Below are 24359 nucleotides of genomic sequence, written 5' to 3' on the forward strand. Positions count from 1 at the left end.
AAAAGATGCGAGCCGTTGATTTAACGAATCGCATCTTTTTTATCGAGGAACAACTCCCCTTTATGATCAATACTGCAAAAAAAGACGTCTTTAAAATCTTTGATGCCTCGCAGCTTCATTTCTGCTTTCAGCCAAAAACGTGTCTTATCGATCTGCTCCAAACTATCATCCATGACCTTGCCATCCATAATAAGCGGCAGAGGAAGGGTAACAAACTTGATCTTGTCTGCTTGTATCACAGGCTTGCTACCTGCACTCCCGATACTTCCTGCTGCATAAACGGCTGAGTCACCAGCAGCAGAACCGCCAGAGGAACTAACCGAACCTCTGCTTTTTGTCTGGTCTGCCTTGGATGGACTCCCCTCCGCACCCGCTCTAGAAGGGATGTTCACAAGATCTCCTGGACGACTACCAACTTGCTGGCTGCCTGACTCCAGTTCCTCTGTAAATCCCCCAGACTGACCTCCGCTTTGTATGGCTTCATCTTTCATGAAGATGGTCAGCTTACCCGTCGCTTCCAGAATAGCATATTCAACATCCTGAACAGAATCCACACCCTGTTCCCTCAGCTGCAGCATAAGATCATCCAAGTTATAGCGCTGCTTTCGCATCTCTTCACGGTTCAGATTCCCCTGACTGATAATAATGCTTGGCTTGCCATCAAATATTTCCCGTAGACGTCTGCTTTTTAATGTTAGAAATGCAAGTGTCACCTGAACGACAACCAGCACGATCATCGGTGTAATACTTTCCAACAGCGGTCTTTCTGTATTCTCAATACTGAATACCGCAATCTCAGCTATCATAATGGAAATGACCAGATCAAACACGGACAATTTGCCTATTTCTCGTTTACCCATGACTCGAAGTACAATAAACACCAGAAAGTACATCAAAATGGTATGCCAAATATGGGGCCACACGTTCATTGTGCTTTGTCCTCCAATTTCCACAAGATGTGAGTGAGCGCATTAGCCACTGTAATGGTATTCTGACCGCTCTCATGGAAAGACATACAGCATGCTGATATGTGTTTATTGCCATTATCTGAATACTGGACATTAAGTATATTTCAGCCACCATTTAGATTGACTGGAGAACACGCTTTATAGGATAAATAACAACAAATAGCCTGTAGAGATCACTAACGACAATAACGTAAGTGGTGCGCCAATCTTTAAAAATTCCCAGTAGCTGAATCCATGTCCCTCTTTCTTTGCCATACCTGACACGATTACGTTTGCAGAAGCGCCGATAATCGTCCCATTTCCACCTAAACAGGCCCCCAGTGCCAATGCCCACCAAATGGGATTCAGATCATGCGGACTTGTTATCCCCATTTGAGTACCCAAGTCTTGGATTAACGGGATCATGGTAGCCACAAAAGGAATGTTATCAATTGTAGCGGAAGCAAAGCCGGATACCCACAGAATCAGCATCGTTGTCTTCGTTATGTCCCCTTCAGTCAAATCCAAAGTCATTTGCGCCAATTGTCCGATAATTCCGGCTTCAATCAAACCACCAACGAGAATGAACAATCCAATAAAGAATAGGATAGTTACCCACTCTACCTGGTGCAGTGCTTCTTCAATCTCATGCTCGGCGCGTGTTCCAATCAGCATCAGTAACGTAGCGCCAGCCATTGCAACGACAGAAGCTTCAACATGAATAACCGAATGCAGGGCAAACCCTGCAATTGTAAGCATAAGCACAACTAACGATTTGCGAACAAGGCGCTTATCCTTGATGTATTCATCGGCAGATAATTCCATCAAAGCTGCACGCTGCTGATCGCTGACTTGAAGCTGTTTTCTGTAAATAAGGACAAGCAGACCAATGATCACAAGCATAATGACAATAACAACTGGTGCTAGGTACTGCAGAAACATGTTAAACGTCAAATGCTTATTGGCAGACCCAATCATTATGTTAGGTGGATCACCAATCAACGTAGCTGTCCCGCCTACGTTAGCAGCAATAATTTCAGCAATCAGATAAGGAACGGGGTTCACTTTTAACATCCGGGTAATAGAGAATGTGATAGGTACAATTAAAAGTACGGTTGTAACATTGTCCAGAAATGCGGACCCCAAAGCGGTTAACGAAGACATAATGACCAGGATGCGAACAGGCCTGCCTTGTGCTTTCTGGGCAGCTTTAACCGCAATGTATTGGAACACACCGCTCTTATTTGTAATTCCTACCAATATCATCATCCCTACAAGTAGGAAGATCGTATTCCACTCGATATAATTCGTAAAGGCGACATGCGCATCCACAATCTGCAATATGAGCATAAGTACCGCACCTAACAATGCAATAACTGCGCGGTTTAATTTCTCAGAAATGATAATTGCATATGTAACCAAAAATACGATAACTGCTGCAGTAACCTGCCAACTCTCCATATGATGCTCCACTATTTCCATCCCTCTCCATGTCGGCGCAAGTAGTTCGTACTAGTTACCCAAGAACACACTTCGTCTTATTCTTCAAGATTATAACGCCGTCCTTTTTTTTCGTCCATGTTTCGATTGTTTCATCACCACACTTTAGCAATCTTTCAGTATCGACTTGTACTATTTCTTATAGCTTGCCCATACGATGAATACAAATAGCTTGTTCAAGGAGGGGATCTGATGAATGCGATTCAAAAAGTAAGCAATTGGAAGATGAATCCGATATTTGCAGGCATCTGTTATGGCTTTGTATGGTTAGCTTTAGGTGCGCTGGCACTTTCTGTCCTGCTAGCAGCCAGCTCAGCGAGTGAAGATAATATGAAGAGCTACACTTATATTATTCATGGATTTGCTTTGCTTGTAGCAGGGTGGACTGCTGGACGTCGCAGCGGCAAGAAAGGCTGGTATTATGGGGGGATAACAGGACTACTATATTTACTGATTGTCCTTATAATCGGATTTTTAGCTATGGACGTATCATTTAATTGGAATAAATTACTTTATATTTTACTATCCTTTGGTGTGGCTGCTCTAGGCGGAATTGCGGGAGTAAATACAAAAAAACATAAGAAATAAACCTTCGTCTCATCTTTCCCACCATGACTCGACATTAGAAATTTATTCGACTAGAAGAACTATATAGATTGTATTTTACACTTGATAGATACAGCAATCCCCGCAGCCTCTCGGAGGTGCGGGGATCACATTCTGTTATTCTACTTTTAACGTTATGCTTTCGCCTGTCATGCCGCCGCGTGCTTGAAGTGTGAAGCCTTTTGCATCTTTTGGTACATCATAGGCGATATATCCTGTTACCTGAATACCAGGATTGATTTTTTCAAACATGAAAGTTTTTTTCTTTTCCTTACCAGTAGAAGAACTTAATGCAAGAACCGCTTCAGTTGAAGCCTCGAATTCTCGGCCTTGATCATCTACTAAAGTAAAACTGGAATTCGTAACAGAAATCGCATCTTTTTGACCATTTAACAATGTAACTTGCACAACTTTAAAGATCCCTTGAGCTTCTGCTGTTGCAAACTGATTATTTCCTAATGTACTGGCCGTTTCTAGTCCATCAACTTGTATAGTTACATCGGAGGAAACGCCTGTTTTAGAAAGCTCGGGTTTCTCTTCCTCTTTTGGTTTTTCCGCTTTTTCTTTTGCCGTCGTAGTATCAACAGACTTATTTCCAACGCTCGCTGTGGAGGACTTGTCTCCATTCTGGCCAGCGTAAATACCGATAACAATTAATACTGCAACAATTAATAATGCCCACTTCAAACCCTTTTTCATACCCAGTCCTCTTTTCTTATGTATAATTGCAATTATGTACATATGTAAATCCTTTTAAAGTATACCATTAGACCTATTGTTAAACAACACCATTATTATTGCTTATTATACTTTTTTAGTATTATATTGAAATTTCAATTAATCATTATTAAAGCTGATTTAAGCAGCTTTAGCATCGAGTCATTCCCGAAATGAATCATTATTATTTCCATGATTGAAATTTCCGGGTAAAAAAGGGACTTTCCGTCCGCTGATGTTCCTCGCTCTTTGTGATATACTATGAAAGTTAATGCTTGGTGAAAAGGCATAATAGGGGGAGCATAATGATTCAATTCCATTCCATGCAGACTATCACGATCTGGACAGTCATCGTTGTGATAGCTCTCGTCTGGTTCGGTTCTCGCAAACAGCCACTTGCTGTTTTTGCGTCTATATTCCGAGCACTTTGGCAGTCAAGACCATTTCTAATCGCATTTATTTCACTTATCTTGATTCTTTTAGTTAATAAGTATGAATTGGATATCGAACAACTTATGAATATTTCTTGGGACTTTACTCCTGCTATTCATCAGTTGGAAGGGCAATTCGTAAACAGCTTCCAGCAGCTGTTTAATCATCCGTTTCTCACCCAGATACTGGCGGTCTTTTATTTGATCGTATTTCAGGGTTTGATTGTGTCTTCTATCGGAATATATACAGCATCTGGCAAATTAAAGATGGCCATTGCTGTCTGTTATGCTATCGCGATTAATTATGTGATCGCTATTCCGTTCTACTTGTTCTTCCCAGTAAATGAAGTGTGGTCATACCCACCGGCAGGCGTGGAATTTGTAATGCTGCAGGTGTTTCCAACATTCGAGGAGCACTATCGCCAGTTCTCAGGGCTTGATAACTGCTTCCCAAGTCTGCATACCTCGATCTCCGTTACGGTTGCCTTAATTGCAGCCAGATCAGGCATTCGACGATGGTCCATTTTCACAGGAGCCAGCGCACTTATTATCATTTTCTCCATCTTCTATATGGGCATTCATTGGTTGTCTGATATGCTGGCAGGTGTGGCATTAGCCGTATTCGCTAGCTGGTTGGGGATGAAGTTGGCTGGTGTTGAGCCTTCCATGAAAGCGATGTTAAGCAAAAGACAGCAGCCGTTGAACCCGACACGTAGTAAGAATGTTACGGGATCGAATCAAACAGCAGAGTAGGTTCGGACAAGATGATATAGAATGATTGAGTTGGGCAGCCCTCCGTCACCTTTTGGTGCTTGGAGGGCTGCTCTGTTTGAATAGGTACTCGTATTACTATTACTAACAACGAACGCGTTGATTAAAAATATATATCCCTAATGTTACTTGAGCTGCATGTTTCACTTTTATTTTCCTTTTTTTACTATTTTATAAATATCAATATGCAGCCACAACCAGCACCCACACCATCTCAAGCTTATCTCAAAATAAAAAAGCAGGCTGTTGAGATTATCTCAACAGCCTGCTTTACCGATGTGATCGGCCATGATTACAATATTAATCCCAAGCAGTGCATCCTCCGTATTATGCAGAAGCACTCTCTTCAGAACTTGCAGAAACATGACTGATCGCGCTGCGATCAAATGTCAGCTTTGTTACATCGTTCACACGCAGCACAACTGTATCGTCTGTGATCTCCACGATTGTACCGTGAAGTCCGCCGATTGTGACAATCTTATCATTCTTCTTCAGAGCGCTAAGCATCGAATTGCGAGTCTTAGATTTCTTCTGTTGCGGACGGATAAGCAAAAAGTAAAATACAGCAAACATTAATACAAACGGAAGAAGCAAGGACCATATGCTAGATCCGCCTGTTGGTGCTGCTGCAGCTATCTCGATAGACATCTTGTTACTCCCCCTTTCATTTACATATTCTATGTACGGATATCAAGCTTCCCTTATCATGTCTGCGGGAAGCTTGTCCACCCAAAGATTAGAAGCCGCTTTCGTTGCGATCCATGCCATAACGTTCAAAGAACTCGTCCCGGAAATCACGCAAACGATCCTCGCGAATCGCTTCACGCACTTGACTCATCAGATTCACAAGGAAATGCAAATTATGATAAGTCGTTAATCGTAATCCGAACGTCTCATCTGCCTTAATCAGATGACGCAGATACGCACGCGAGTAGTTGCGGCAAGTGTAACAATCACAATTCGGATCAAGTGGGCCAAAATCACGCGCATACTTCGCATTACGTACAACCAATCTGCCTTGACTGGTCATTGTTGTACCATTGCGGGCAATACGTGTTGGAAGCACGCAGTCGAACATATCAACTCCGCGCATCGCTCCTTCAATCAGTGCATCAGGAGAACCAACGCCCATCAAGTACCTAGGCTTATTGTCCGGCAAGTAAGGCATGGTAGTGTCCAGCACCTCATACATCAGATGCTTAGGCTCACCAACACTGAGTCCCCCAATAGCATACCCCGGGAAATCCATCGAAGTCAAATCCTTGGCACTCTGAATACGCAGATCCTCATACATACCGCCTTGCACGATTGCAAACAATGCCTGATCATGTGGTCGAGCATGACTTTCCAAGCACCGTTCTGCCCAGCGTGTCGTCCGTTCCAATGAATGCTTGACATAAGCATGCTCGGCAGGAAAAGGTGCACATTCATCAAAAGCCATCATGATATCAGAGCCCAAAGCATTTTGAATCTCCATCGCCTTCTCGGGCGACAGGAACAGCTTATCACCGTTCAAATGAGAGCGGAAATGAACACCCTCTTCTTCGATCTTGCGCATGTCGCTCAAGCTAAATACTTGAAAACCGCCGCTATCTGTCAGAATGGCACGATCCCAATTCATAAACTTATGCAGTCCACCAGCTTCACGCACGATCTCGTGTCCCGGGCGCAAAAACAAATGATACGTATTACTCAAAATAATACGAGCTTCCATTTCCTTCAGTTCTTCCGGGCTCATTGTCTTTACTGTCGCCAATGTGCCCACCGGCATGAAGATCGGTGTCTCAAAGGAACCGTGCGGTGTATGCACAATGCCAAGACGCGCGCCTGTTTGCTTGCACGTCTTTATATGTTCGTAAGTCACTGCTGCCATGTTAGTGATCATCCTTATCGTAGATTCGTCTAGTCTGTTCTTATTTACGTTATGAGCAATTAATTTTAAAGTGACAGTATAGCGGAATTATGGCACTTTGACAACATACATCCGCTTGTTAGCCTGCACTACCCATGGATAAACATCGCATCACCAAAACTAAAGAAACGATATTCATTGGTAACAGCTTCTTCATACGCATGCATGATGTGTTCACGTCCTGCTAAAGCACTAACCAGCATAACAAGTGTAGACTTGGGCAAATGGAAATTCGTTAGCAATGCGTCCACTACAAGGAACTGGTAGCCAGGATACATAAAAATATCCGTCCAGCCTGAGCATGCCTGAATCGGTTGCCCTGCGAATCGTTGTGCTACCGTCTCCAACGTTCTCGCTGAAGTCGTTCCTACCGCAATAACTCGACCACCCTTTGCTTTCGTATCTCGAATGAGACTCGCTGTCTCTTCAGGCATTTCATAGTACTCCGCATGCATCACATGTTCTTCCACACGCTCTGCTGACATCGGTCGGAAAGTACCGAGTCCGACATGAAGCGTCACAGAAGCGATTCGAATGCCTTTGTCCTTAATCCGCTCAAGCAGCTCCGTTGTAAAATGCAGTCCAGCGGTTGGCGCAGCAGCCGAACCTTCATGCTTGGCATACACCGTCTGGTAGCGCTCACGGTCATTCAACTGTTCTTTAATATAAGGCGGGAGCGGCATCTCCCCAAGCCGGTCTAATATTTCTTGGAAAATACCATCGTATTCAAAACGAAGCAATCTTCCACCCATATCCCGCTCTTCCACCACAACTGCACGCAGTTCCTCGCCAAAGGTAACTACAGCACCTAGCTTCAGACGCTTAGCAGGCTTAACGAGTGCCTCCCATACGTCGCCTTCCTCCTGCTTCAGCAGCAGTACTTCCATCTTAGCTCCTGTATCGGGCTTTACCCCGAACAATCGAGCGGGAATGACACGAGTATCGTTAAGGACAAGCAGATCACCGGGTTGCAAATAATTAATAATATCGGTAAACGTATGGTGCTCTACATGTCCTGAATTGCGGTCCAGCGTCAATAAACGCGATGCGGTACGATCTTGCAAAGGTGTCTGTGCGATTAGCTGTTCTGGTAAATGAAAATCAAATAAGTTCACATTCATCGTCTGTTCATCCTAACGCTTTATGAGTTCCACGTTTTTGTAATAGTATTTCAAAATCTTCTGGTAATCATACCCTTTGTCTGCCAATCCTTTGGCCCCCCATTGGGATAAGCCGACGCCATGACCATAACCCTTACCTTTAAAGAAATAGGTTGGCTGTGAATTTATTGCCTTTGCCTCGCCTTTTCCGTTTATGGCAATTGCGCCATCTTTAAGATTTTGCGGTGAAGAGGACTTGCCGTCAACGGCAGTACCGCCACTGATGCCATTCTTATCTGTAGATTTACCACTCGCTCCGGCTACTGTATAGTTGCTGCTCGATACGACCTCAAACAATGTGCTTGGCAGCCCACCGAATACACTGCGGAAGCTGTCTGGATAGCTGACTTGAATCGGCACACCGTTTACTTCCATCTTGGTCACCCGTCCGGAAGGTCCTCGACTTGTCACTGCCAGCTTCTGCACTGTGCCGCTAAAAGCGGTCTTCGTTGAGGACTTAATCATATTTGTAACTTCTTGTGCCGTATAAGGCCCACGCATCCAAGCATACTCCGTCGATTCTGGAACGGTATTTAATACGATTAACCCCGTTCCTTTATCCGCTTGGGCTACAGGATTCACATTGGATTGAATAGCTGGTATTGGCCGAATGTTTGTACCGTTCTCCTTCGGATAAGCGATTTGAAGCCCGGCTTTGTTCCGGCTCGCCTCCTTTGTCACTACGTCTTCGCGAACGTAACCGAGCGCTCCGCTAGGAAGAGCGACATAATACCAGTTTTTCTTGCCTTCTTGAATAACGTCATCGGGACTGTCGACTACTTGAAAATAGCCATAGCTTCCACCCCATACTTCACTTGGATCGGCTGTCTTTCCCCCGGCGTTCGAATTAAAGATCGCCTCGATCAGCTTGCCGTTCTGCGTGAGCACTTCACCGGCAGTCGCCTCCACGGCTGACTTGATGTTAGAATGCTCCTTCTCTGTCCCATAATAAGCTTGGCTCAGCGTCGTGTCCACGACGTTGGCAATCTCGAACTTGCCGTTCTGATACAATGCAAATGTGCGTGCAGCTACCGCTTGCGCCTTTAATGTCTCTGCTGGCCAACTAGAGTAAACTTCGCCGCCCACAACGGACACAAGGTACTGCTCAAGGGGAAGCTCATTTACAAGTGCCAGTTCTTTATTATGGACACTCACTTCCATCAGACCGCGATAGGTACGTTGTGATCGTTCCGTTACTTTAATGGTGGAGTCCTTTGCAGGTTCAATGCCCCATTTCTCATTGCCATACACACGGTAATGAGAAATCGTGCCAGAACCTGTATCTTCCAACGATTGCACCAAGGCACCGGTTGCTTGTACTGGTCGAATATTAACGGCTGGCAGAGCTTGTCCGATCGTTGCTTGTACATTATCCAATGCAGCTTGAGAGCTCGCTTGTCCTACCCATACAGCAGCAGTTGTCTTGCCGCTGCTCTGAATAATGACTACATTTGCATCAAAGCTGGCATCGAGCAGCAGTTGCAGCGTCGTCTTTGCCTCGGCCAAGCTGTTATAGGTCCCGGCTTGGAGGTAATGCGGTCCCGCTATCGTCGACCGCGCACCCTGCAAAGAGGCTTGTATCGAAGCATCTCCTTCATACCGTTTGAGTGCTTGAGATGCTTCATTCTCCGTATTATAGTAACCAGCATATACGGCGTAGAATGTTGCTCCTCTACGAGGAATATGTATTAATCTGGCGGAATCAGAAACCTGAACTTTCTTAAGAACGGCTTGTGCCGTCGCTTTGTCTTTTGTTTCAATGACCTTAATTTGATACTGATCCATACTATATCGTGCTTGCGAAATACCCAGTGCCAGCTCATTCTGTGCTGTTCTCGCCTGTACTGTAATTGTTTCTGGTGAAGTCAGCGTAACCTGCTGCGTATGTCCCGGCGACTTGTTTCCCAGATTTGCAAACAGTGCGGCGCGAATGGTCTCCCCCGCCGTCACTTTCGCTTTATCCGCAGCAGCTTGGCCGCTCACCTTCGAACCGGTGTTGGCTGCCGCGGCTTGTGCATGATCATGAAGCAGCGGACTTCCTAATAGCAAGGCACTCGCTGCTAAACATAATAATGTGCGTCTTACTCGAATCATCTAACAACATCTCCTTCTCTCCGTTAAAACAAGCTGTATACTCATATACGCTGGACGCGTGTATTAGTTTTTGTCTGGCATTGGGATGCCTAGATGGGCATAAGCCTGCGGCGTCGCAACACGTCCGCGTGGAGTACGCTGGAGAAAGCCGATTTGCAACAAATAAGGTTCGTACACATCTTCAATTGTCTGACTTTCTTCTCCAATCGTTGCCGCAATCGTGTCCAGACCAACCGGACCGCCGCGGAAGTTCATAATCATCGCCTGCAGCATCTTATGGTCGATCTGATCGAGGCCCAACTGGTCAACCTGAATGGACTTCAGCGCCTCATTAGCCAGTTCTGTCGTAATAATTCCATCTCCGCGGACCTGTGCAAAGTCACGGACACGCTTCAACAGACGATTCGCAATTCGTGGTGTTCCCCGCGAACGAATTGCAATCTCATCCGATGCATCTCCCAGCACCTCAACGCCAAGAATATCAGCGGCACGTGAGACAATGTAGCTAAGCTCATCTGTCTTGTAGTACTCCAAGCGGCTGACGACTCCAAAACGATCACGCAGTGGAGCAGACAACAATCCAGCACGTGTTGTAGCACCTATTAGCGTAAACTTGGGCAGATCGAGCCGAACTGATCGAGCACTTGGACCTTTGCCGATAATAATATCAAGCGCAAAGTCCTCCATCGCAGGATACAGCACTTCCTCTACTGTCCTGTGCAGACGATGAATCTCATCGATAAACAGAACATCGCCTTCCTGAAGATTCGTCAGCAGTGCCGCCAAATCTCCGGGACGTTCGATGGCTGGACCTGAAGTCGTACGTATACTGACACCGAGCTCATTCGCAATAATATTGGACAATGTCGTCTTCCCAAGTCCAGGCGGCCCGTACAGCAATACGTGATCGAGTGCTTCCTTCCTCATCTTGGCAGCCTCAATGAACACCTTCAGATTGTCCTTCACCTGCGCCTGCCCAATATATTCATTTAAATATCGCGGCCGCAGACTAAGTTCAACCGCTTGATCCTCCATCATGAAGTTGGCCGAAATAATACGCTCGTCCATTCGTCAACCGCCTTTCTTTCCTCTAAAAACGTTCTGATCTGGCAAAAAGCCATGGCAAAGGCGAAGTTAGACATCCTGTCAGACACCTTGCTGCTAATCCCAATCTAGTACAACTTAAGCCTTAAATAACTGTTGCAATGCCTTCTTCATTAAAGAATCCACACTTTCATCCGCATGGACACGATGCTGTAGTTCATGCCATGCATGATCCAGCTCGTTATCCCTGTAGCCTAACGCCTTCAGCGCTTCGCGTGCTTCGCTCCATGCAGGATGTCCATCATCGCTTACAATTGTCGGTGTATCCAAGAATAGGGATTGTGCCGTTAAGCTCAAATCCAGTCCAATCGAATCCAGCTTGTCCTTCAGATCAAGCACAAGCCGCTGTGCCGTCTTCTTGCCGATACCCGGCAGCTTAGTTAGAAACGCAAGGTTTTCTTGCTGAATCGCCATCACAACTGCTTCTGGCTTGCCCCCTGCCAGCATGCCAAGCGCTACCTTGGGTCCGATGCCATTTACATCAATCAGGCGTCTGAACAGCTTCTGCTCCTGACGACTGCTGAATCCGTAAAGCAATATAGCGTCTTCACGAACATGATGATGCGTATACACCGTAACGGGCTCAACTGACTTGGCAAATACATATGGATTAGGACAATACACACGGTAGCCGATTCCATTCACATCAATGATCACATACTCTGTCTCTAAATGGGCTACTTGCCCTCTCAAAAAATCTATCATCGTCGCAATACCCCGTTCAATTGGTCTTGTAATCCGCTCGAGTGCGCATGGCAAATCGCGATGGCCAGCGCATCCGCCACATCGTCAGGCTTAGGAACCGTCTTCAGCTTCAAAAATAGCTTTACCATCTCTTGCACCTGCTTCTTCTCTGCCTTGCCGTAACCAACAATTGCTTGTTTCACTTGCATGGGCGTATACTCCGCAATCGGAATACCACGCTTGGCCGCAGCCAGTATCGTAACGCCCCGTGCCTGACCTACCGAGAAAGCCGTCGTAACGTTGCGATTGAAAAACAACTTCTCCACTGCCATAGCGTCAGGCTTGAATTGATCCAACAACTGCTCCGTCGCCTCGAACACTTGCAGCAGCCTCACCTCGGGTGCGGTAGTTGATTCGGTCTGAATCGATCCGAACTGCACAGGAGTAATTCTACTGCCCTGCTTATCAACAAATCCGAACCCAACTATAGCAATTCCCGGGTCAATCCCCAAAATGCGCAAAAAAAATCTCTCCCTTACCGAACCATGTCACAAGCGAACATATGTGTTCTCTTATTATAACATAGATCGGCAGGAAGAGAATGAGACTTGAGATGATCCAATTGATTCAATTTCGCACTCGAAACGAACTTAAAAATTCACTATTAGCCTTCCATATCAAGCACTTCATCTTTTGTTTTTGCGGGATGAATCCCTTTAAATGCCACTTTGAGCATCGGTGGTGTTACCAATGTAGTTAATATAACCACGATGACAATCGGGGTAAAGTACTGCACGTCAAACAAATTGCCCGCAAGTCCGGTGGTAGCAATAATGAGTGCTACTTCACCACGAGATACCATACCAGCACCGATACCGATCGCACTTTTGCGATTGAAGCCAGTTAATCGTGCACCGAATCCACATCCGATTAATTTCGTTACAATCGCAATCAGTGTAAACACAACTACAAACCAAATATGTTCGCCCAGACCTTCGAATGAAACTTTTAATCCTACGCTCACAAAGAAAATCGGGACAAATATCGCATACGCAATCGGCTCAATCTTGTGCTCAACCTCGTGCTTAAATTTGGTTTGGGAGATCGCAATTCCGGCTGCAAATGCTCCAATAATCCCAGCTACACCAAGCCATTCTGCACCGTAAGAGAAGAAGAAGCAAATAATAAGTGCCGCACTAATAACAGCTTCCGACACTTGGAGTGGAGCGAGCCACTTCATCACACGCGGCACGACAAACCATCCCAGCACAATCGCGCCTGCGAAGAACAGTACCTTTTTCCCGATTACCAAACCAATAGAGACATCGGCACTGCCGCCTAGAAAGCTCAACATAAAGGCCAGCAAAATGACAACTAATACGTCATCAACCACTGCTGCTCCTAATATAGTCGTACCTTCACGCGAGCTGAGCTGGTTCATATCCTTCAACGTCTGGACAGAAATACTGACTGACGTCGCACATAACAGCAGCCCAACAAACATAGCTTGTGTGCTATCCAGTCCGAAGGCCGCACCTCCGGCATACCCCCCTATGAAAGGAAGAATAATACCACCTATAGCAACTGCAAACGCAGATTTCCAATTTTTCTTTAACTGTTCCATATCTGTTTCCAAGCCTGCGATAAACATCAGTAAAATGACCCCAACTTCGGCCATCTCGGAGATCAGATGACCTTCATTGACCCAACCTAACACTGCTGGACCGATCAAAATTCCTACGACCAACTTGCCTAAAACACTTGGTTGTCCAAGTCGCACAGACAAGTCTCCGGCCAGCTTCGTAGCCACCAAGATAATAAGTAACATTAGCATAAGTTCCATACACATTCCCCTTTCAGCAAACCTTAGTATAACCGTAAACCGACTTTATCTTTTATCGGATTCTTCAACATGGGCAAGCCTATTACAGTATGCTGTGTGCATACCTATACTTGAGATCTGGCGAAGATCATACAACAGTACTGCGAAGCATGGAAGCAGCACCGTATATAGGCAAAAAAAGAAGGACGTCGGTTACGGCGTCCTGTTTGGGTTTCCCTCATCTATTATTACGTTAAGGCAATGTAGTCGGTTTCATCACTTTCTTGGTATCTTCTACCGCATAATCACTAAATGTGGAAAGCACACTATTATATTCATCTATATCTGTAATTCTAATCCCATCCTTAAGCTGTTTGATCACTTGAGGCGGTAATGCACTCTCTACTGATTCCACATCCAATTGGAAAAACGTTCGAATCACTTTCTCCTTTTCAGGTGTGCCCTCGTATAAGGTTAATTTTCCGTCACGGTCTACACCAATAAACGCATTCCGCTTGCATGTCTCCGACAGATCATCAATTTTCTGCTCCAGTACAACACGGTTATGCTCATCGAAGGAAGCTATCCAATCCGGATGGTCAAGTAAAGAACGCACAATCTCAGAAGAAGGCCTGGAACCGAGAATATCGTCTGTCTGACCGCAAATATACTGCATACGATGCACAACGATGTAATGTGTATTTCGGTCAGATAACCGCTTCATCACTTGTTCCGTCAACGCGTCCTTATGGATGGCGTTCGCCTCGTGCAGCGGGGCAAATGTTTCTGCAACTGCATTCATCTGCGTCTCGCTTGCGTCAGTCTTCTCTCGTGTAGCATCCATAAGTCTTACTCCAATGACGAGTGCCCCGATAAATAATAGCAATGTAGCTAACGACCAAAGCGGCCGCTTCCAGCGTTTTAGAAGCTTTTTGAGCTGATTCATGCGAAAAGAGAACCATGTATTGGAACGATGCTCCCCAGTCATAACAATCCCCTTCATTTCCACTTTTTTTATAGTGTGGCCAAACGAAGGGGAACTCTATACTTATTAAATTCAATTCATCTATTCATGTTTGTGCCGAGCTGATTACTCATGCGAAGCAGGCAGCCATGTGCTGCGTCGAGCGTTGCGCATGACGGCAATCGCCATCAGTACCAGTATTATAATGAGCGTGCTTAGTGCTGCAATCGGCCAATCAAATGGCAAATCCATATCCATCAATACCAGTTGGGCTCCTTGCAGCAACTTGGAAGGCATCCATCCACTAGACGCTGGAAGCAGACCCGATAGAATACTTGTCATCATAGCGGCGGCCAGCGCAGCAAAAGCTGAACCACCTGCATGATTAAGCAGTGAGCTCATCGCTACCGTAAGACTTGATATCCATATGAACCATCCTAATGCAAGGCAAGCTGCTGTCACGCCGGATAATATATCGATATGCCCAATCAACTGCTCCGTGTAATACCAGGAACATAAATAACCAATCAAGACTGAGGGAATAGTCAAAGAGACGGCTCCCGCCCACTTCGCCATCATGTAGCTGACATGGGATACCGGCTTAATCAACAGCGCAGCAGCCGTTCCAGACTTTAATTCGCCTGATACCGCTCCCATCAAGGCGAGTACAAGTACCAATAAACCAACGGTATTGAATTGACTTAGTGTTTGACCAAGCACCTCGCCTGGCACAGGGAGTGGAATCTTTATTATCGAGCCCTCCGGCAGGCTCCCAGCCATCGACAAAATGTCAGGCATAAATTTCATGGTGACTGGCTGAGCAATACCCAGAGCAGCAAATACTAACGGCACCCAAATCCATTTATAATTACGCAGCATTTCCTTACATTCTTTCTGGTAAAGAACGAACCACGTTCTCATGATCCCACCGCCTTCATAAACAACTGCTCTAATGTGTTTACGCCTGCTTCAAAGCTAACGAGCGGAATTTGTTGTTCGTGAATCTGCCGCAACAAATAATCCCTTGCTTCATCATAACCCTGTACAGTTAATTCGGCTCGTGTGGAGCGGATCTCTGCTGCTTTAACAAAAGGGAGTTCCCCCAATTTGTGCAGCCAGGCAAGTGCAGCTGGCTGCTGCTCGACCTCAATCGAAAACAGAGGATCAGTTGATTGTTTGCGCAGTGTATCCCATTGACCCTGCATCAATATACTTCCTCGTTTCAAAATAATAAGCTCATCACACAAATCTTCAGCATCATGCAGCACGTGAGTGGAGAACAAAATAGTTGTACGACGTTTCAGCGATTGAAGCAGTGCCATAACCTCACGCCTGCCAATGGGATCGAGCGCAGATACTGGTTCATCAAGCACAAGCAGTTCTGGCTGCGCAATCATGGCTTGGGCAAGACCGAGCCTCTGCTTCATTCCGCCCGAATATCCACCGATGCTCCGCTGCCCCGCGTCCGCCAGTCCTACTATTTCTAGCCACTCATCCGCAGCAATACGGGCTTGACGCTTGCTGCTGCCTGTTAATTGCGCCATCATTTGCAGCCATTCACTGCCATTCATCCAATAGTGAAAGCTTGGTGACTGCGGCATAAATCCAATCCAGCGTCTTAGATCCCCTTGATGTTTCTTACCCGTCTTATCAATCATAGTAACCGATCCTGAGCTTGGTTTGGTTACGCCTGTCAGCATATGAAGCGTTGTTGTCTTCCCTGCTCCATTCGGACCGAGAAGAGCTGTACAACTGCCGCTCGGTATCTTAAAATTAACGGCGTCGACTGCTTTATGACTGCCGTATTCTTTGCTTAATTCGGATATGACGAACTCGCTCATCTTTGCTCCTTTCTGCCTATTAAGAAATAAGCAATGCATCCAGGCATGTTTAACAATATAATAATGGCCAACCAAAGTCCTTTAGGTCCGTTAGTCGACTCTGTCTTATCTAGCGATACTAAAGCCACAACCATTAATATAAGTTGTATGACAAGCAGCGGCATAATGATATTCCACGGTATATCGGACCATGACATATTCATAACGATGTCCCCCTCTTATTCAGCAGTGAAATACTTCCCTTCATTCCACTCACCTATTTAGCTGCTTTTCTCCATGGTCTAACGACGAAGAGAATGTATAAGATAGTGGGCAAAGGGATACTGATAAATCCCCACAGCGCCCATAACCACGGATAATAGCCATGCTTGCGTGCATGCAGAAACAAACAGGTGCCTTGTGTGATCAACATAGGGACGAGCACACACAATACCCACAACGGAATATCACTCCCATTATTCATGAGACGTCCCTCTTCTCCGTCGCTTGATTTTATATTCTCGTGTGAGCAATCCGCCCAGGACGCCGATCAATAACACGAACTGCAGCAAGACATATACGGATATATCGGTCACTGCCAAAGCCAATCCACCTAGCAACACGACAACAGCAACCAACCACAACACACTTAATTCACGCCAAAGTGCTTGCTTTTGCCTTTGTTTATGTTCCGTAAGCATAGCAATCAGATACTTCTGATCGGGGATCGGCTCCTCTTCACTGAGGACATCAACTTTGGCAAGCTCTCCCTTGAGCAGAGCTGTCCATTCCTCTTCTGTCTCTGGCAACTTTTTAGGATCCATGTCTTATTTCAGCTCCTTTCGAATGTGCTCAATACCATAAAAGACACGGGATTTGGCAGTTCCTTCGCTCAAGCCAAGCATCTCTGCTATTTCCGGATAGGTATAGCCATAATAATGCTTTAATAAGATCGCAGCCCGCTGCTCCGGTGGAAGTTTTCCTAAGGAATCTAGCAGATCTGTCCACTCTTCATTATGGGCCTCCATCTGAAAACGCATTGAGCGTATGGCCTGCTCCTGCCAACGCTTCTCGACTTTTTGTCTTCTTATCAGATCAACATAGATTCGAGTAGCTATTGTAATCAACCAGGACGAGAATTTGGAGGAACCGTTGTACAAATGCAGCTTCTCCATGCTCTTAAGCATCGTATCCTGCACGATATCATCTGTTAAAGCCGGATTCATCGTCAACTTCAACACATAGTTCCGAACAAAGGTGTAATTCTGTTGTAACAGGAGGGCGAGTGCAGCCGTGTCCCCTGCTCGAGCAAGGTCAATAGTATGCTGTTCGGTAATCGCTCTCACACCCTTTGTATTTAAGTTGTATCGACTGCAGTCCCAAGTAGTACGATGAAGACTGTCCATTCGTTCAAAGCAATGCAAAAAATATATTTTATAATGTTTAGGAAATCATTTGTGAGCTAATATCAGATAAAACCATCTATTAAATTGGAATGATGTTATGTAGAGAGGAAATTGCTTGAAGTAAGATTTGCGGAAGCTATCTAATAAGTATGTATATCTGAATGTTATCCCAGTCAATCATCAATCGGAAGTATAATAAAAAAACAAAAACCGTCGGCACATAACCGACGGTTCTTCATATTAATGGTCGGGACGACACGATTTGAACATGCGACCCCTTGGTCCCAAACCAAGTGCTCTACCAAGCTGAGCTACGTCCCGAACTACATTATGGTGCCGGTGAGAGGACTCGAACCTCCACGGTTTCCCTCACGATTTTGAGTCGCGCGCGTCTGCCATTCCGCCACACCGGCATATCAAGTTGTAAAGATGGCGCGCCCTGAGAGATTCGAACTCCCGACCTTTTGATTCGTAGTCAAACACTCTATCCAGCTGAGCTAAGGGCGCATATAATGGAGCGGACAACGGGATTCGAACCCGCGACCCTCGCCTTGGCAAGGCGATACTCTACCACTGAGCTATGTCCGCATATCTTTAATTTTCTCGTTCATACGGCAATATACTCTTTCTTTCGCCGTGTCCCGTTTCGCGAGGACATGATCTAATATATCAGACTAAATATTAAAATGCAAACTTTTTTTCTGATTTTTTTAGTGGTATTTTTTTCTTGACCTCAATGAATCGTCGTGATAAATGGCATAAGCCGTTACCTATTTCGCTTCGTCATCATATCTTTTAATAATTGACTTTGTAATGTGAAATGCCTTTCCCCTTATAATCACGAATTTGGCCATGTAAAAGGAGGTGTGCCTTGTGAGCGAATCGTTATACATCCACAATGTCGGTACCCTTTATGAACCTACTGGCTACGCAAAGGCTAACCGACAACTTGTACTTGAGCTGGCGAAGAAAGGGGTACACGTTCGTTTTACGCCAATTCACGCTGAGCAAGTAAGAGTACCGCTTGATCCCAATGTAGAAGCCATATTGGGAACCTTGACACACACACCGCTGCCACCAAGACATCCCATGCTGTTCCACTATCCCGCTTACCATTTTGTGAAGTCGAGTGTGCAATATACAATTGGGATGACCATGTTTGAGTGCAATCGACTTCCCTTCAACTGGGCAAGAAGATGCAACATGATGGATGAAATATGGGTGCCTTCCACCTTTAATAGAACTTCCTTCGCCCAGAGCGGCATCCCGCTGCACAAAATTCACACCATGCCCTATGGTGTCGATTCCGTCCTGTTCCAGCCGCGACCAAGCACGATTCCGATCCCAGGGAGAAGACAATATGCGTTCCTTGCTGTCTGCTCTTTTGATGAGCGCAAAGGCATCGAGACGTTAGTATCTGCCTTTTTCGAAGAATTCGATGAATCAGAAGATGTATGCCTAATTTTGAAAACGAGAGCCTCCAGCGAGCAGGAAATCTTACAACAACAGCATTATATTGACCGGATATCCGTGCAAGTAAGCGATAAACCACGTCCTTCTGTCATTTTATTATCAACGACTGGAAGTTGGTCCGAAGAGCAATTGGCTGCGTTATACAATACTGCTGATTGTTATGTCCTGCCAACAAGAGGAGAAGGCTGGAGCTTAACCGTGATGGAAGCCATGGCATCAGGCTTGCCCGTCATCACGACTAATTGGTCTGCTCATTTGGATTTTATGAACGATAGCAACGGCTATCTGATCCAAGTACAAGGATTTGTGGCATCTAATCCTGCTTATCCTCGGCTGTATTGGGCTATACCTGACAGGAACCATCTGCGTCTGCTCATGCGGCATGTATACACTCATCCGGAAGAAGCCGCTGCAAAGGCTGAGCTAGGAAGACGCATCTTAACTGAACAGTATACTTGGGAGCAGAGTGCGACTCAGATGATTAGCAGGCTTCAGCAACTGCACAACCTCTAAGAATGGAGGGAGAAATAGAGTGATCAGCTTAATTATACCTACTATTCATCAGGTCGATTTGGTTCAGCAATGCGTCAATAGTTTCCGTGCAACCATCAACGATTTGCCTAACGAAATTATCGTTGTTGATGATGGGAGTCCTCCCCCCGTTCAACAAGCTTTGTCCGCGTGGGCAGCATCAGAGCAACTTAGGCTCATCACACGAACAAGTAACGGCGGGTTCAGCAAAACGGTGAATGAAGGCATTGCGGCTTCACTCGGCCATTATGTAGTACTCGCGAACAATGACATTATCTTTGAGCAGATGGGCTGGCTGAGCCAAATGCTGCATACGATGAATTCTTCTCCCGATATCGGCATTGTCGGTGCCCGTTTGCTTTATCCGAATCAAACCATTCAGCATGCAGGGGTGTTTCCTTCTACTAGAGGTTACTTTGATCACCGTTATCGTCATCAGCCTGCCGATTATCCACCTGCATTAGCTATCGAAGACGTCAATGCGGTTACAGGCGCCTTAATGCTTATACGTAGAGACGTGATCCACACGATTGGCCTGCTATCTGATTTATATTTTATCGCCTATGAGGATGTAGACTACTGCTACAGAGCTAGGAAACAAGGTTGGCGAGTCGTGTATTGTGGAACAGCCTCGGCTGTACATCTGGAAGGCTATACGCGCGGCACAACTAGAGCTAACAAAAACCGTTATTGGCGCCATAAGGAACTGGAAGCCAGAAGGCTGTTTTGGGCAACTTGGAAGGGAGAGCGTCTATAAGACATGTCAACTTTAGAAGTTGTATACGTATTGGAGAAGGTTGGATTATCCGGCGGCATTAAAAATGTGATCGAACAGGTCAATCGACTGCATCAATCCGGTGTTAAGGTGCACTTATTTGCTCTCGACGGGCAGCCTACATGGTTTCCACTTCACATCAAAATTAGAAGCTTCGCGAGCTATACGCTTATGTTTAAAGAATTAAAATCCATGCATGCCATCAAGATTGCTACATGGTGGAGGACCCTGCCGGTCGTCTGGAACAGCTGCGATCCAAATCAAGGCGGTCAAGGGGTCCCTTTATATTTGGTACAGGATATTGAAGAAAGCTATTATCCAAATCTGCCCGATATGCAGGAACGAGTCAGACAGACCTATCGCCTGCCTGTCCGCATGCTTACTATTGCAGACTGGACCACCAATGAGCTGCTGCATCGTTTTCGACAACATGCCACCAACATTTCTATCGCGGTTGATCTCGATATGTTCAAGCCTAATCGCACCCACGACTATGATCCATACCGCATACTGGCCTGCTCCCGCAAAAGCCAGCATTTAAAAGGGTTCGAGGTTACGGTTCGCGCCATACAAGGGGTATGCAAATACGTACCACAAGCGTCGCTAGTTACTTTTGGCATCGAGCCACCACGGATAAAAGGCATCTCCAACCTACATTTTGCTCGTCCCACGGATGAGAGCGTCTCTAATCTGTATGCCAACTGTGGTGTGTTTGTACAGACATCCTATCACGAAGGCTTCGGTCTGCCGATTGTAGAAGCAATGGCATGCGGAGCCCCTGTAGTGACTACAAAAGCAGAGGGAAACGAGGAATTTTGCAAAAATGGCTGGAATTGCGTCTTGGTCGACAAAGGTGATGCTACAGGTGTAATGAACGGAATTATCCGTATCTTGCAGGATCCGGAATTCGGAGCGTACATTGCTGCTAAGGCTGTGGAAACAGCCCAATTATACAACTGGCCCCGTGTGATGCACAATTTGACGACCGTGTTCAATAGCCTTACGCCGCAGACGATCTGATAGTAGGACTGAAAAACATACAGGCGACTCACGACTAGCAAGGGGCGGGTTTTGTATTTCGTATACTCTTACCTGACCTCTTGCTTATAGGCATGTCCAGTAAAGTACGTCTACATCCTCCTCTATTTCTTATACGTACACAATCGAAGTCATTACACTCCCAATTAAGGGTAAAGGAGGAATTACGAGTCATGATTCAAATTATATGGCAAGGCAACATGTTTGATTCAACCGGCTATGCCAAAGCATCCAGGCAGTACGTGCTTGCCTTGCATGAAAGCGGCGTAAATGTGAAAGTTGAAGCATTTTCATCCAACATGCCGGAAGTCGTCCTGCCCCCAGAACAACAGCAGATCTTGAAGCATTTAGCTGCCAAACGTAAAGCTCCCGGCAAAAAAATATATTTATACCACTACATTCCGGATATGTGGAAACGCAAACTTCAAGCAACGATCGGCTTTACGTATTGGGAAACGTCCAGGCTTCCAGATGAATGGGTATCCGCATCCAATCAGATGAATGCCCTCTTTCTACCAAGCTCCAATAACATGGAAGTATTCCGTACGTCCGGCGTACGTGTTCCTATGTTCCACATTCGGCCATGCCTTCATTATCCGCTTCATTCATTCCGCGCTGAAGATGTGCCCTCCTACTTGCACCAACTGCCACCATTCCGTTTTCTCGCCGTTTGCTCTTGGATTGAACGCAAAGGATATGACCTGCTGCTCAAAGCATTTATGCAAGAATTTAGTGCCGCTGAGCCTGTCTCTTTAGTGATCAAAACAGCCGGTAATCACGATATCTACAATGTGCTTCAGAACATGAAGCACACAGAGCGCTTGTCCCATGAGCCTGCTCCCATCTATGTAGACCTGCATACCCGCAGTGAAATGGAGATGGATGCCTTATACCGCAACTGTCACGTATTTGTACACCCCAGCCGCGGAGAAGGTGTAGGATATCCCATGCTTGAAGCAGCAGTCAGAGGTTTGCCGATTATTACTACGGGCTGGGGCGGCCACATGGATTTCCTGAACGAACACAACAGCTATCTAATTCCGTTTCAGTTGGTACCAGTTAAGCCTCAACCTTACTATTACGGTTATAAAAGCAATCAGTTATGGGCAGAAGCCTCAGTCGAGCAATTAAGAGTATTAATGCGGCAAGTCTTGAACGATTACCAATCCGCTTCTCTTAAAGGCCTAGCCGCGCAACAAGCAGCCACCACCCACTTTACGCCCAAGGCTGCTGCCCAAGATATGATTCATGCGCTTCAAACACTGTCCGGTTATAAACTGAACTAGACGGTCTCACTCTGCTGGTGGATGATAAGTGATCCCAGCAAATACGGCATTCCACAGCAGGTCGCTGTGTTCATCCCACTCGGCTGGAAGCTCAAGTCCACATGTATTGGCGAGCGGCCAGCCACAATCAAACACTTCTTTTCTGCTGACTGGATTCACCACCAGTAATCGAAACTGATTGGCTACACGTGCAGCCAGTGCCGCCTCCAGTTGAACAGCTTCTTCAAAGCTGGCATTCAAGCGAAAAAACAAAATCATTCTACTTTGCTCGGTTTTCTGCAAAAACCGGGCTATTCTGCGTTGTAATGTTGCATGAAACTCGGGATATTTGTGCGTGATTCCTTCCAACTGTTCGCTAACTAGAAAGTCATGTACCGATTGCACTTCATAAAAGCAGTCTTTTACCGAATAGTTATAGTTGTTAAACTCTGTGCCGTCTACAACCATATTGTCAGGGTGCATAAAGTTGGCAAACCCGCTTCGCAGCAGCTTGGTTAATCCCGGAATCGAATTGGAATACATCCAATCGATAACCCCACTATATGGCCGTAAGCCATAACGTTCGAGCCGCTGTGCCGGATAACAGTTCGATCCCAAGCTGTAAACCGCATCATATTGTCCCTTAAGCTGAGCCAGATCCATGGTTCACCCCCCCTCTCTATAAGTGCTGGTTAAATGGCGTAAGATACGTCTCCTGTGCCATTTTACCGCCCCACTTCAATTCGTAATATCGTTCATATAGCGGCCACGTTGTATCCACGATAAAGTTAACTTTTGAATCGGACTTGCGGGTCGAGCTGCCGTGGTGCTCTACGGGCAGTCCAGTAAATACTTCCTCATATCCTGCCAACCGAAGTCGCCGGTGGTAATCAATGTCTGCAAAATAACTGCTGAACACTGTATCCCAGCTGCCTACGGCACGCACTGCTTTCATATTATAGGCAGCTAATGCATCGAAATTAGTTAAGGCAAGCCCCCACTTCTTTCCGCTTGCTTCCAGTTCATCAAGTGCTTGCAAAAATGTTTCAGGGGTACCTGGATAAGCTTCTGCGTCATTGTGCATATAGAAGACTGCATCCGCCCCTTTTTCCGCAGCCAATCGCTGAAACCAATTCATCGATTGCGTAAATGTAAGCGGAACAGGCGGTGTATATACGGTTACCAGGTCAGAGAGCCAGGAGTGGTGCTGTAGTGCCCGCTCAGGTGAATTATCCAGCACAACGGTGTTCCCCCAATATAAAGGAATGCTTTGTATGGCGCGCTGCAGTAGGTCTATACGGTTTACATACGGAATGCCCACTGTATACTGCATTTTAAA

The 24359-nt window shown here is 45.9% G+C and carries 26 protein-coding genes and 4 tRNA genes; 6 read left to right on the plus strand and 24 right to left on the minus strand.

Translation table 11 applies throughout. The features are described 5' to 3' along the window. Window positions 1-20: 20 nt before the first annotated feature. On the minus strand, window positions 21-929 hold the full coding sequence (locus QP775_RS09965) for a DUF421 domain-containing protein (RefSeq protein WP_285105565.1): 909 nt from the start codon (window positions 927-929) through the stop codon (window positions 21-23). 177 nt (window positions 930-1106) lie between these two features. Continuing rightward, a complete protein-coding gene (locus QP775_RS09970; RefSeq protein ID WP_285105567.1) occupies window positions 1107-2429 on the minus strand; it encodes an ArsB/NhaD family transporter in 1323 nt (440 codons plus the stop codon). Between the two features lie 210 nt (window positions 2430-2639). On the opposite strand from QP775_RS09970, the gene QP775_RS09975 reads away from it, so the two are divergent. After that, the gene (locus tag QP775_RS09975) at window positions 2640-3035 is read left to right on the plus strand and encodes a TIGR04086 family membrane protein (protein ID WP_285105569.1); all 396 of its coding nucleotides are present in this window, start codon (window positions 2640-2642) and stop codon (window positions 3033-3035) included. Window positions 3036-3170: 135 nt separating this feature from the next. On the opposite strand, the gene QP775_RS09980 is transcribed toward QP775_RS09975, so the two are convergent. Then, window positions 3171-3752: a DUF4352 domain-containing protein gene (locus tag QP775_RS09980; protein ID WP_285105571.1), complete on the minus strand. Its 582-nt coding sequence runs from the start codon at window positions 3750-3752 to the stop codon at window positions 3171-3173. A gap of 323 nt (window positions 3753-4075) precedes the next feature. On the opposite strand from QP775_RS09980, the gene QP775_RS09985 reads away from it, so the two are divergent. Continuing rightward, on the plus strand, window positions 4076-4954 hold the full coding sequence (locus QP775_RS09985; protein ID WP_285105573.1) for a phosphatase PAP2 family protein: 879 nt from the start codon (window positions 4076-4078) through the stop codon (window positions 4952-4954). Window positions 4955-5299: 345 nt separating this feature from the next. Here QP775_RS09985 and yajC read toward each other — a convergent pair whose 3' ends face one another. From yajC to QP775_RS10080, 19 genes are all read right to left on the minus strand, one after another. Continuing rightward, window positions 5300-5620 carry a preprotein translocase subunit YajC gene (yajC, locus tag QP775_RS09990; RefSeq protein WP_285105575.1) on the minus strand — a complete coding sequence of 107 codons (321 nt, stop codon included), beginning with the start codon at window positions 5618-5620 and terminating at the stop codon, window positions 5300-5302. Between the two features lie 88 nt (window positions 5621-5708). Continuing rightward, window positions 5709-6845 (minus strand): tRNA guanosine(34) transglycosylase Tgt, encoded by a 1137-nt coding sequence (tgt, locus tag QP775_RS09995; RefSeq protein ID WP_239333027.1) that lies wholly within the window; start codon window positions 6843-6845, stop codon window positions 5709-5711. 128 nt (window positions 6846-6973) lie between these two features. Continuing rightward, window positions 6974-8005 (minus strand): tRNA preQ1(34) S-adenosylmethionine ribosyltransferase-isomerase QueA, encoded by a 1032-nt coding sequence (queA, locus tag QP775_RS10000; protein ID WP_239333030.1) that lies wholly within the window; start codon window positions 8003-8005, stop codon window positions 6974-6976. Between the two features lie 12 nt (window positions 8006-8017). Further along, complete coding sequence (locus QP775_RS10005) at window positions 8018-10138, minus strand: SpoIID/LytB domain-containing protein (protein WP_285105578.1); 2121 nt, start codon at window positions 10136-10138, stop codon at window positions 8018-8020. A gap of 63 nt (window positions 10139-10201) precedes the next feature. Then, on the minus strand, window positions 10202-11206 hold the full coding sequence (gene ruvB, locus QP775_RS10010; protein ID WP_028544772.1) for a Holliday junction branch migration DNA helicase RuvB: 1005 nt from the start codon (window positions 11204-11206) through the stop codon (window positions 10202-10204). A gap of 114 nt (window positions 11207-11320) precedes the next feature. After that, window positions 11321-11947: a Holliday junction branch migration protein RuvA gene (gene ruvA / locus QP775_RS10015; RefSeq protein ID WP_239333034.1), complete on the minus strand. Its 627-nt coding sequence runs from the start codon at window positions 11945-11947 to the stop codon at window positions 11321-11323. Next, on the minus strand, window positions 11944-12447 hold the full coding sequence (ruvC, locus tag QP775_RS10020) for a crossover junction endodeoxyribonuclease RuvC (RefSeq protein WP_028544770.1): 504 nt from the start codon (window positions 12445-12447) through the stop codon (window positions 11944-11946). The genes ruvA and ruvC overlap by 4 nt, the downstream gene beginning before the upstream one ends. A 143-nt stretch (window positions 12448-12590) precedes the next feature. Further along, on the minus strand, window positions 12591-13769 hold the full coding sequence (locus QP775_RS10025) for a cation:proton antiporter (RefSeq protein WP_285105584.1): 1179 nt from the start codon (window positions 13767-13769) through the stop codon (window positions 12591-12593). A gap of 232 nt (window positions 13770-14001) precedes the next feature. Then, complete coding sequence (locus QP775_RS10030) at window positions 14002-14736, minus strand: BofC C-terminal domain-containing protein (RefSeq protein WP_285105586.1); 735 nt, start codon at window positions 14734-14736, stop codon at window positions 14002-14004. Between the two features lie 102 nt (window positions 14737-14838). Continuing rightward, window positions 14839-15633 (minus strand): ABC transporter permease subunit, encoded by a 795-nt coding sequence (locus QP775_RS10035; RefSeq protein ID WP_285105588.1) that lies wholly within the window; start codon window positions 15631-15633, stop codon window positions 14839-14841. Next, complete coding sequence (locus tag QP775_RS10040; RefSeq protein ID WP_285105590.1) at window positions 15630-16553, minus strand: ABC transporter ATP-binding protein; 924 nt, start codon at window positions 16551-16553, stop codon at window positions 15630-15632. The genes QP775_RS10035 and QP775_RS10040 overlap by 4 nt, the downstream gene beginning before the upstream one ends. Next, a complete protein-coding gene (locus tag QP775_RS10045) occupies window positions 16550-16756 on the minus strand; it encodes a PLDc N-terminal domain-containing protein (RefSeq protein WP_285105592.1) in 207 nt (68 codons plus the stop codon). The genes QP775_RS10040 and QP775_RS10045 overlap by 4 nt, the downstream gene beginning before the upstream one ends. Window positions 16757-16809: 53 nt before the next feature. Then, window positions 16810-17016, minus strand: coding sequence for a sigmaY antisigma factor component (locus QP775_RS10050; protein ID WP_239333046.1), 207 nt, complete (start codon window positions 17014-17016; stop codon window positions 16810-16812). Continuing rightward, a complete protein-coding gene (locus tag QP775_RS10055) occupies window positions 17009-17356 on the minus strand; it encodes a DUF5345 family protein (protein ID WP_239333048.1) in 348 nt (115 codons plus the stop codon). Before QP775_RS10055 ends, QP775_RS10050 begins: the two co-directional genes overlap by 8 nt. A gap of 3 nt (window positions 17357-17359) precedes the next feature. After that, on the minus strand, window positions 17360-17938 hold the full coding sequence (sigY, locus tag QP775_RS10060) for an RNA polymerase sigma factor SigY (protein ID WP_275444797.1): 579 nt from the start codon (window positions 17936-17938) through the stop codon (window positions 17360-17362). Between the two features lie 244 nt (window positions 17939-18182). After that, window positions 18183-18259: transfer RNA gene (locus QP775_RS10065), tRNA-Pro, on the minus strand. Between the two features lie 10 nt (window positions 18260-18269). Continuing rightward, window positions 18270-18351, minus strand: a tRNA-Leu gene (locus QP775_RS10070). 17 nt (window positions 18352-18368) lie between these two features. Continuing rightward, window positions 18369-18445 (minus strand) — tRNA-Arg (locus QP775_RS10075). Between the two features lie 6 nt (window positions 18446-18451). Next, window positions 18452-18526, minus strand: a tRNA-Gly gene (locus QP775_RS10080). Window positions 18527-18811: 285 nt separating this feature from the next. On the opposite strand from QP775_RS10080, the gene QP775_RS10085 reads away from it, so the two are divergent. From QP775_RS10085 to QP775_RS10100, 4 genes are all read left to right on the plus strand, one after another. Then, window positions 18812-19924 carry a glycosyltransferase family 4 protein gene (locus QP775_RS10085; RefSeq protein ID WP_285105596.1) on the plus strand — a complete coding sequence of 371 codons (1113 nt, stop codon included), beginning with the start codon at window positions 18812-18814 and terminating at the stop codon, window positions 19922-19924. 19 nt (window positions 19925-19943) lie between these two features. Next, on the plus strand, window positions 19944-20699 hold the full coding sequence (locus tag QP775_RS10090) for a glycosyltransferase family 2 protein (protein WP_239333051.1): 756 nt from the start codon (window positions 19944-19946) through the stop codon (window positions 20697-20699). 3 nt (window positions 20700-20702) lie between these two features. Continuing rightward, window positions 20703-21737 (plus strand): glycosyltransferase family 4 protein, encoded by a 1035-nt coding sequence (locus tag QP775_RS10095; RefSeq protein WP_285105600.1) that lies wholly within the window; start codon window positions 20703-20705, stop codon window positions 21735-21737. Window positions 21738-21928: 191 nt separating this feature from the next. Further along, a complete protein-coding gene (locus QP775_RS10100; RefSeq protein ID WP_285105602.1) occupies window positions 21929-23041 on the plus strand; it encodes a glycosyltransferase family 4 protein in 1113 nt (370 codons plus the stop codon). A 6-nt stretch (window positions 23042-23047) separates the two neighbouring features. On the opposite strand, the gene QP775_RS10105 is transcribed toward QP775_RS10100, so the two are convergent. Next, window positions 23048-23683, minus strand: a complete 636-nt coding sequence (locus QP775_RS10105) for a DUF1796 family putative cysteine peptidase (RefSeq protein ID WP_285105604.1) — start codon at window positions 23681-23683, stop codon at window positions 23048-23050. 16 nt (window positions 23684-23699) lie between these two features. Continuing rightward, window positions 23700-24353 carry a glycosyltransferase family 2 protein gene (locus QP775_RS10110; protein WP_285105606.1) on the minus strand — a complete coding sequence of 218 codons (654 nt, stop codon included), beginning with the start codon at window positions 24351-24353 and terminating at the stop codon, window positions 23700-23702. Window positions 24354-24359: the final 6 nt, after the last annotated feature.

Origin of the sequence: Paenibacillus sp. UMB4589-SE434, from assembly GCF_030226685.1 — a bacterium.
GTDB lineage: Bacteria > Bacillota > Bacilli > Paenibacillales > Paenibacillaceae > Paenibacillus_B.

Coding starts and splice junctions, on each gene's coding strand:
- QP775_RS09980 (WP_285105571.1), bottom strand. CDS start 3,752: ATGAAAAAGGGTTTGAAGTGGGCATTATTAATTGTTGCAGTATTAATT.
- QP775_RS10025 (WP_285105584.1), bottom strand. CDS start 13,769: ATGGAACTTATGCTAATGTTACTTATTATCTTGGTGGCTACGAAGCTG.
- queA (WP_239333030.1), bottom strand. CDS start 8,005: ATGAATGTGAACTTATTTGATTTTCATTTACCAGAACAGCTAATCGCA.
- QP775_RS10055 (WP_239333048.1), bottom strand. CDS start 17,356: ATGGATCCTAAAAAGTTGCCAGAGACAGAAGAGGAATGGACAGCTCTG.
- ruvA (WP_239333034.1), bottom strand. CDS start 11,947: ATGATAGATTTTTTGAGAGGGCAAGTAGCCCATTTAGAGACAGAGTAT.
- sigY (WP_275444797.1), bottom strand. CDS start 17,938: ATGGACAGTCTTCATCGTACTACTTGGGACTGCAGTCGATACAACTTA.
- QP775_RS09965 (WP_285105565.1), bottom strand. CDS start 929: ATGAACGTGTGGCCCCATATTTGGCATACCATTTTGATGTACTTTCTG.
- QP775_RS09985 (WP_285105573.1), top strand. CDS start 4,076: ATGATTCAATTCCATTCCATGCAGACTATCACGATCTGGACAGTCATC.
- QP775_RS09975 (WP_285105569.1), top strand. CDS start 2,640: ATGAATGCGATTCAAAAAGTAAGCAATTGGAAGATGAATCCGATATTT.
- QP775_RS10005 (WP_285105578.1), bottom strand. CDS start 10,138: ATGATTCGAGTAAGACGCACATTATTATGTTTAGCAGCGAGTGCCTTG.
- QP775_RS10100 (WP_285105602.1), top strand. CDS start 21,929: ATGATTCAAATTATATGGCAAGGCAACATGTTTGATTCAACCGGCTAT.
- QP775_RS10110 (WP_285105606.1), bottom strand. CDS start 24,353: ATGCAGTATACAGTGGGCATTCCGTATGTAAACCGTATAGACCTACTG.
- tgt (WP_239333027.1), bottom strand. CDS start 6,845: ATGGCAGCAGTGACTTACGAACATATAAAGACGTGCAAGCAAACAGGC.
- yajC (WP_285105575.1), bottom strand. CDS start 5,620: ATGTCTATCGAGATAGCTGCAGCAGCACCAACAGGCGGATCTAGCATA.
- QP775_RS10030 (WP_285105586.1), bottom strand. CDS start 14,736: ATGACTGGGGAGCATCGTTCCAATACATGGTTCTCTTTTCGCATGAAT.
- ruvB (WP_028544772.1), bottom strand. CDS start 11,206: ATGGACGAGCGTATTATTTCGGCCAACTTCATGATGGAGGATCAAGCG.
- QP775_RS10040 (WP_285105590.1), bottom strand. CDS start 16,553: ATGAGCGAGTTCGTCATATCCGAATTAAGCAAAGAATACGGCAGTCAT.
- QP775_RS10035 (WP_285105588.1), bottom strand. CDS start 15,633: ATGAGAACGTGGTTCGTTCTTTACCAGAAAGAATGTAAGGAAATGCTG.
- QP775_RS10095 (WP_285105600.1), top strand. CDS start 20,703: ATGTCAACTTTAGAAGTTGTATACGTATTGGAGAAGGTTGGATTATCC.
- QP775_RS10050 (WP_239333046.1), bottom strand. CDS start 17,016: ATGAATAATGGGAGTGATATTCCGTTGTGGGTATTGTGTGTGCTCGTC.
- QP775_RS09970 (WP_285105567.1), bottom strand. CDS start 2,429: ATGGAAATAGTGGAGCATCATATGGAGAGTTGGCAGGTTACTGCAGCA.
- QP775_RS10105 (WP_285105604.1), bottom strand. CDS start 23,683: ATGGATCTGGCTCAGCTTAAGGGACAATATGATGCGGTTTACAGCTTG.
- QP775_RS10045 (WP_285105592.1), bottom strand. CDS start 16,756: ATGAATATGTCATGGTCCGATATACCGTGGAATATCATTATGCCGCTG.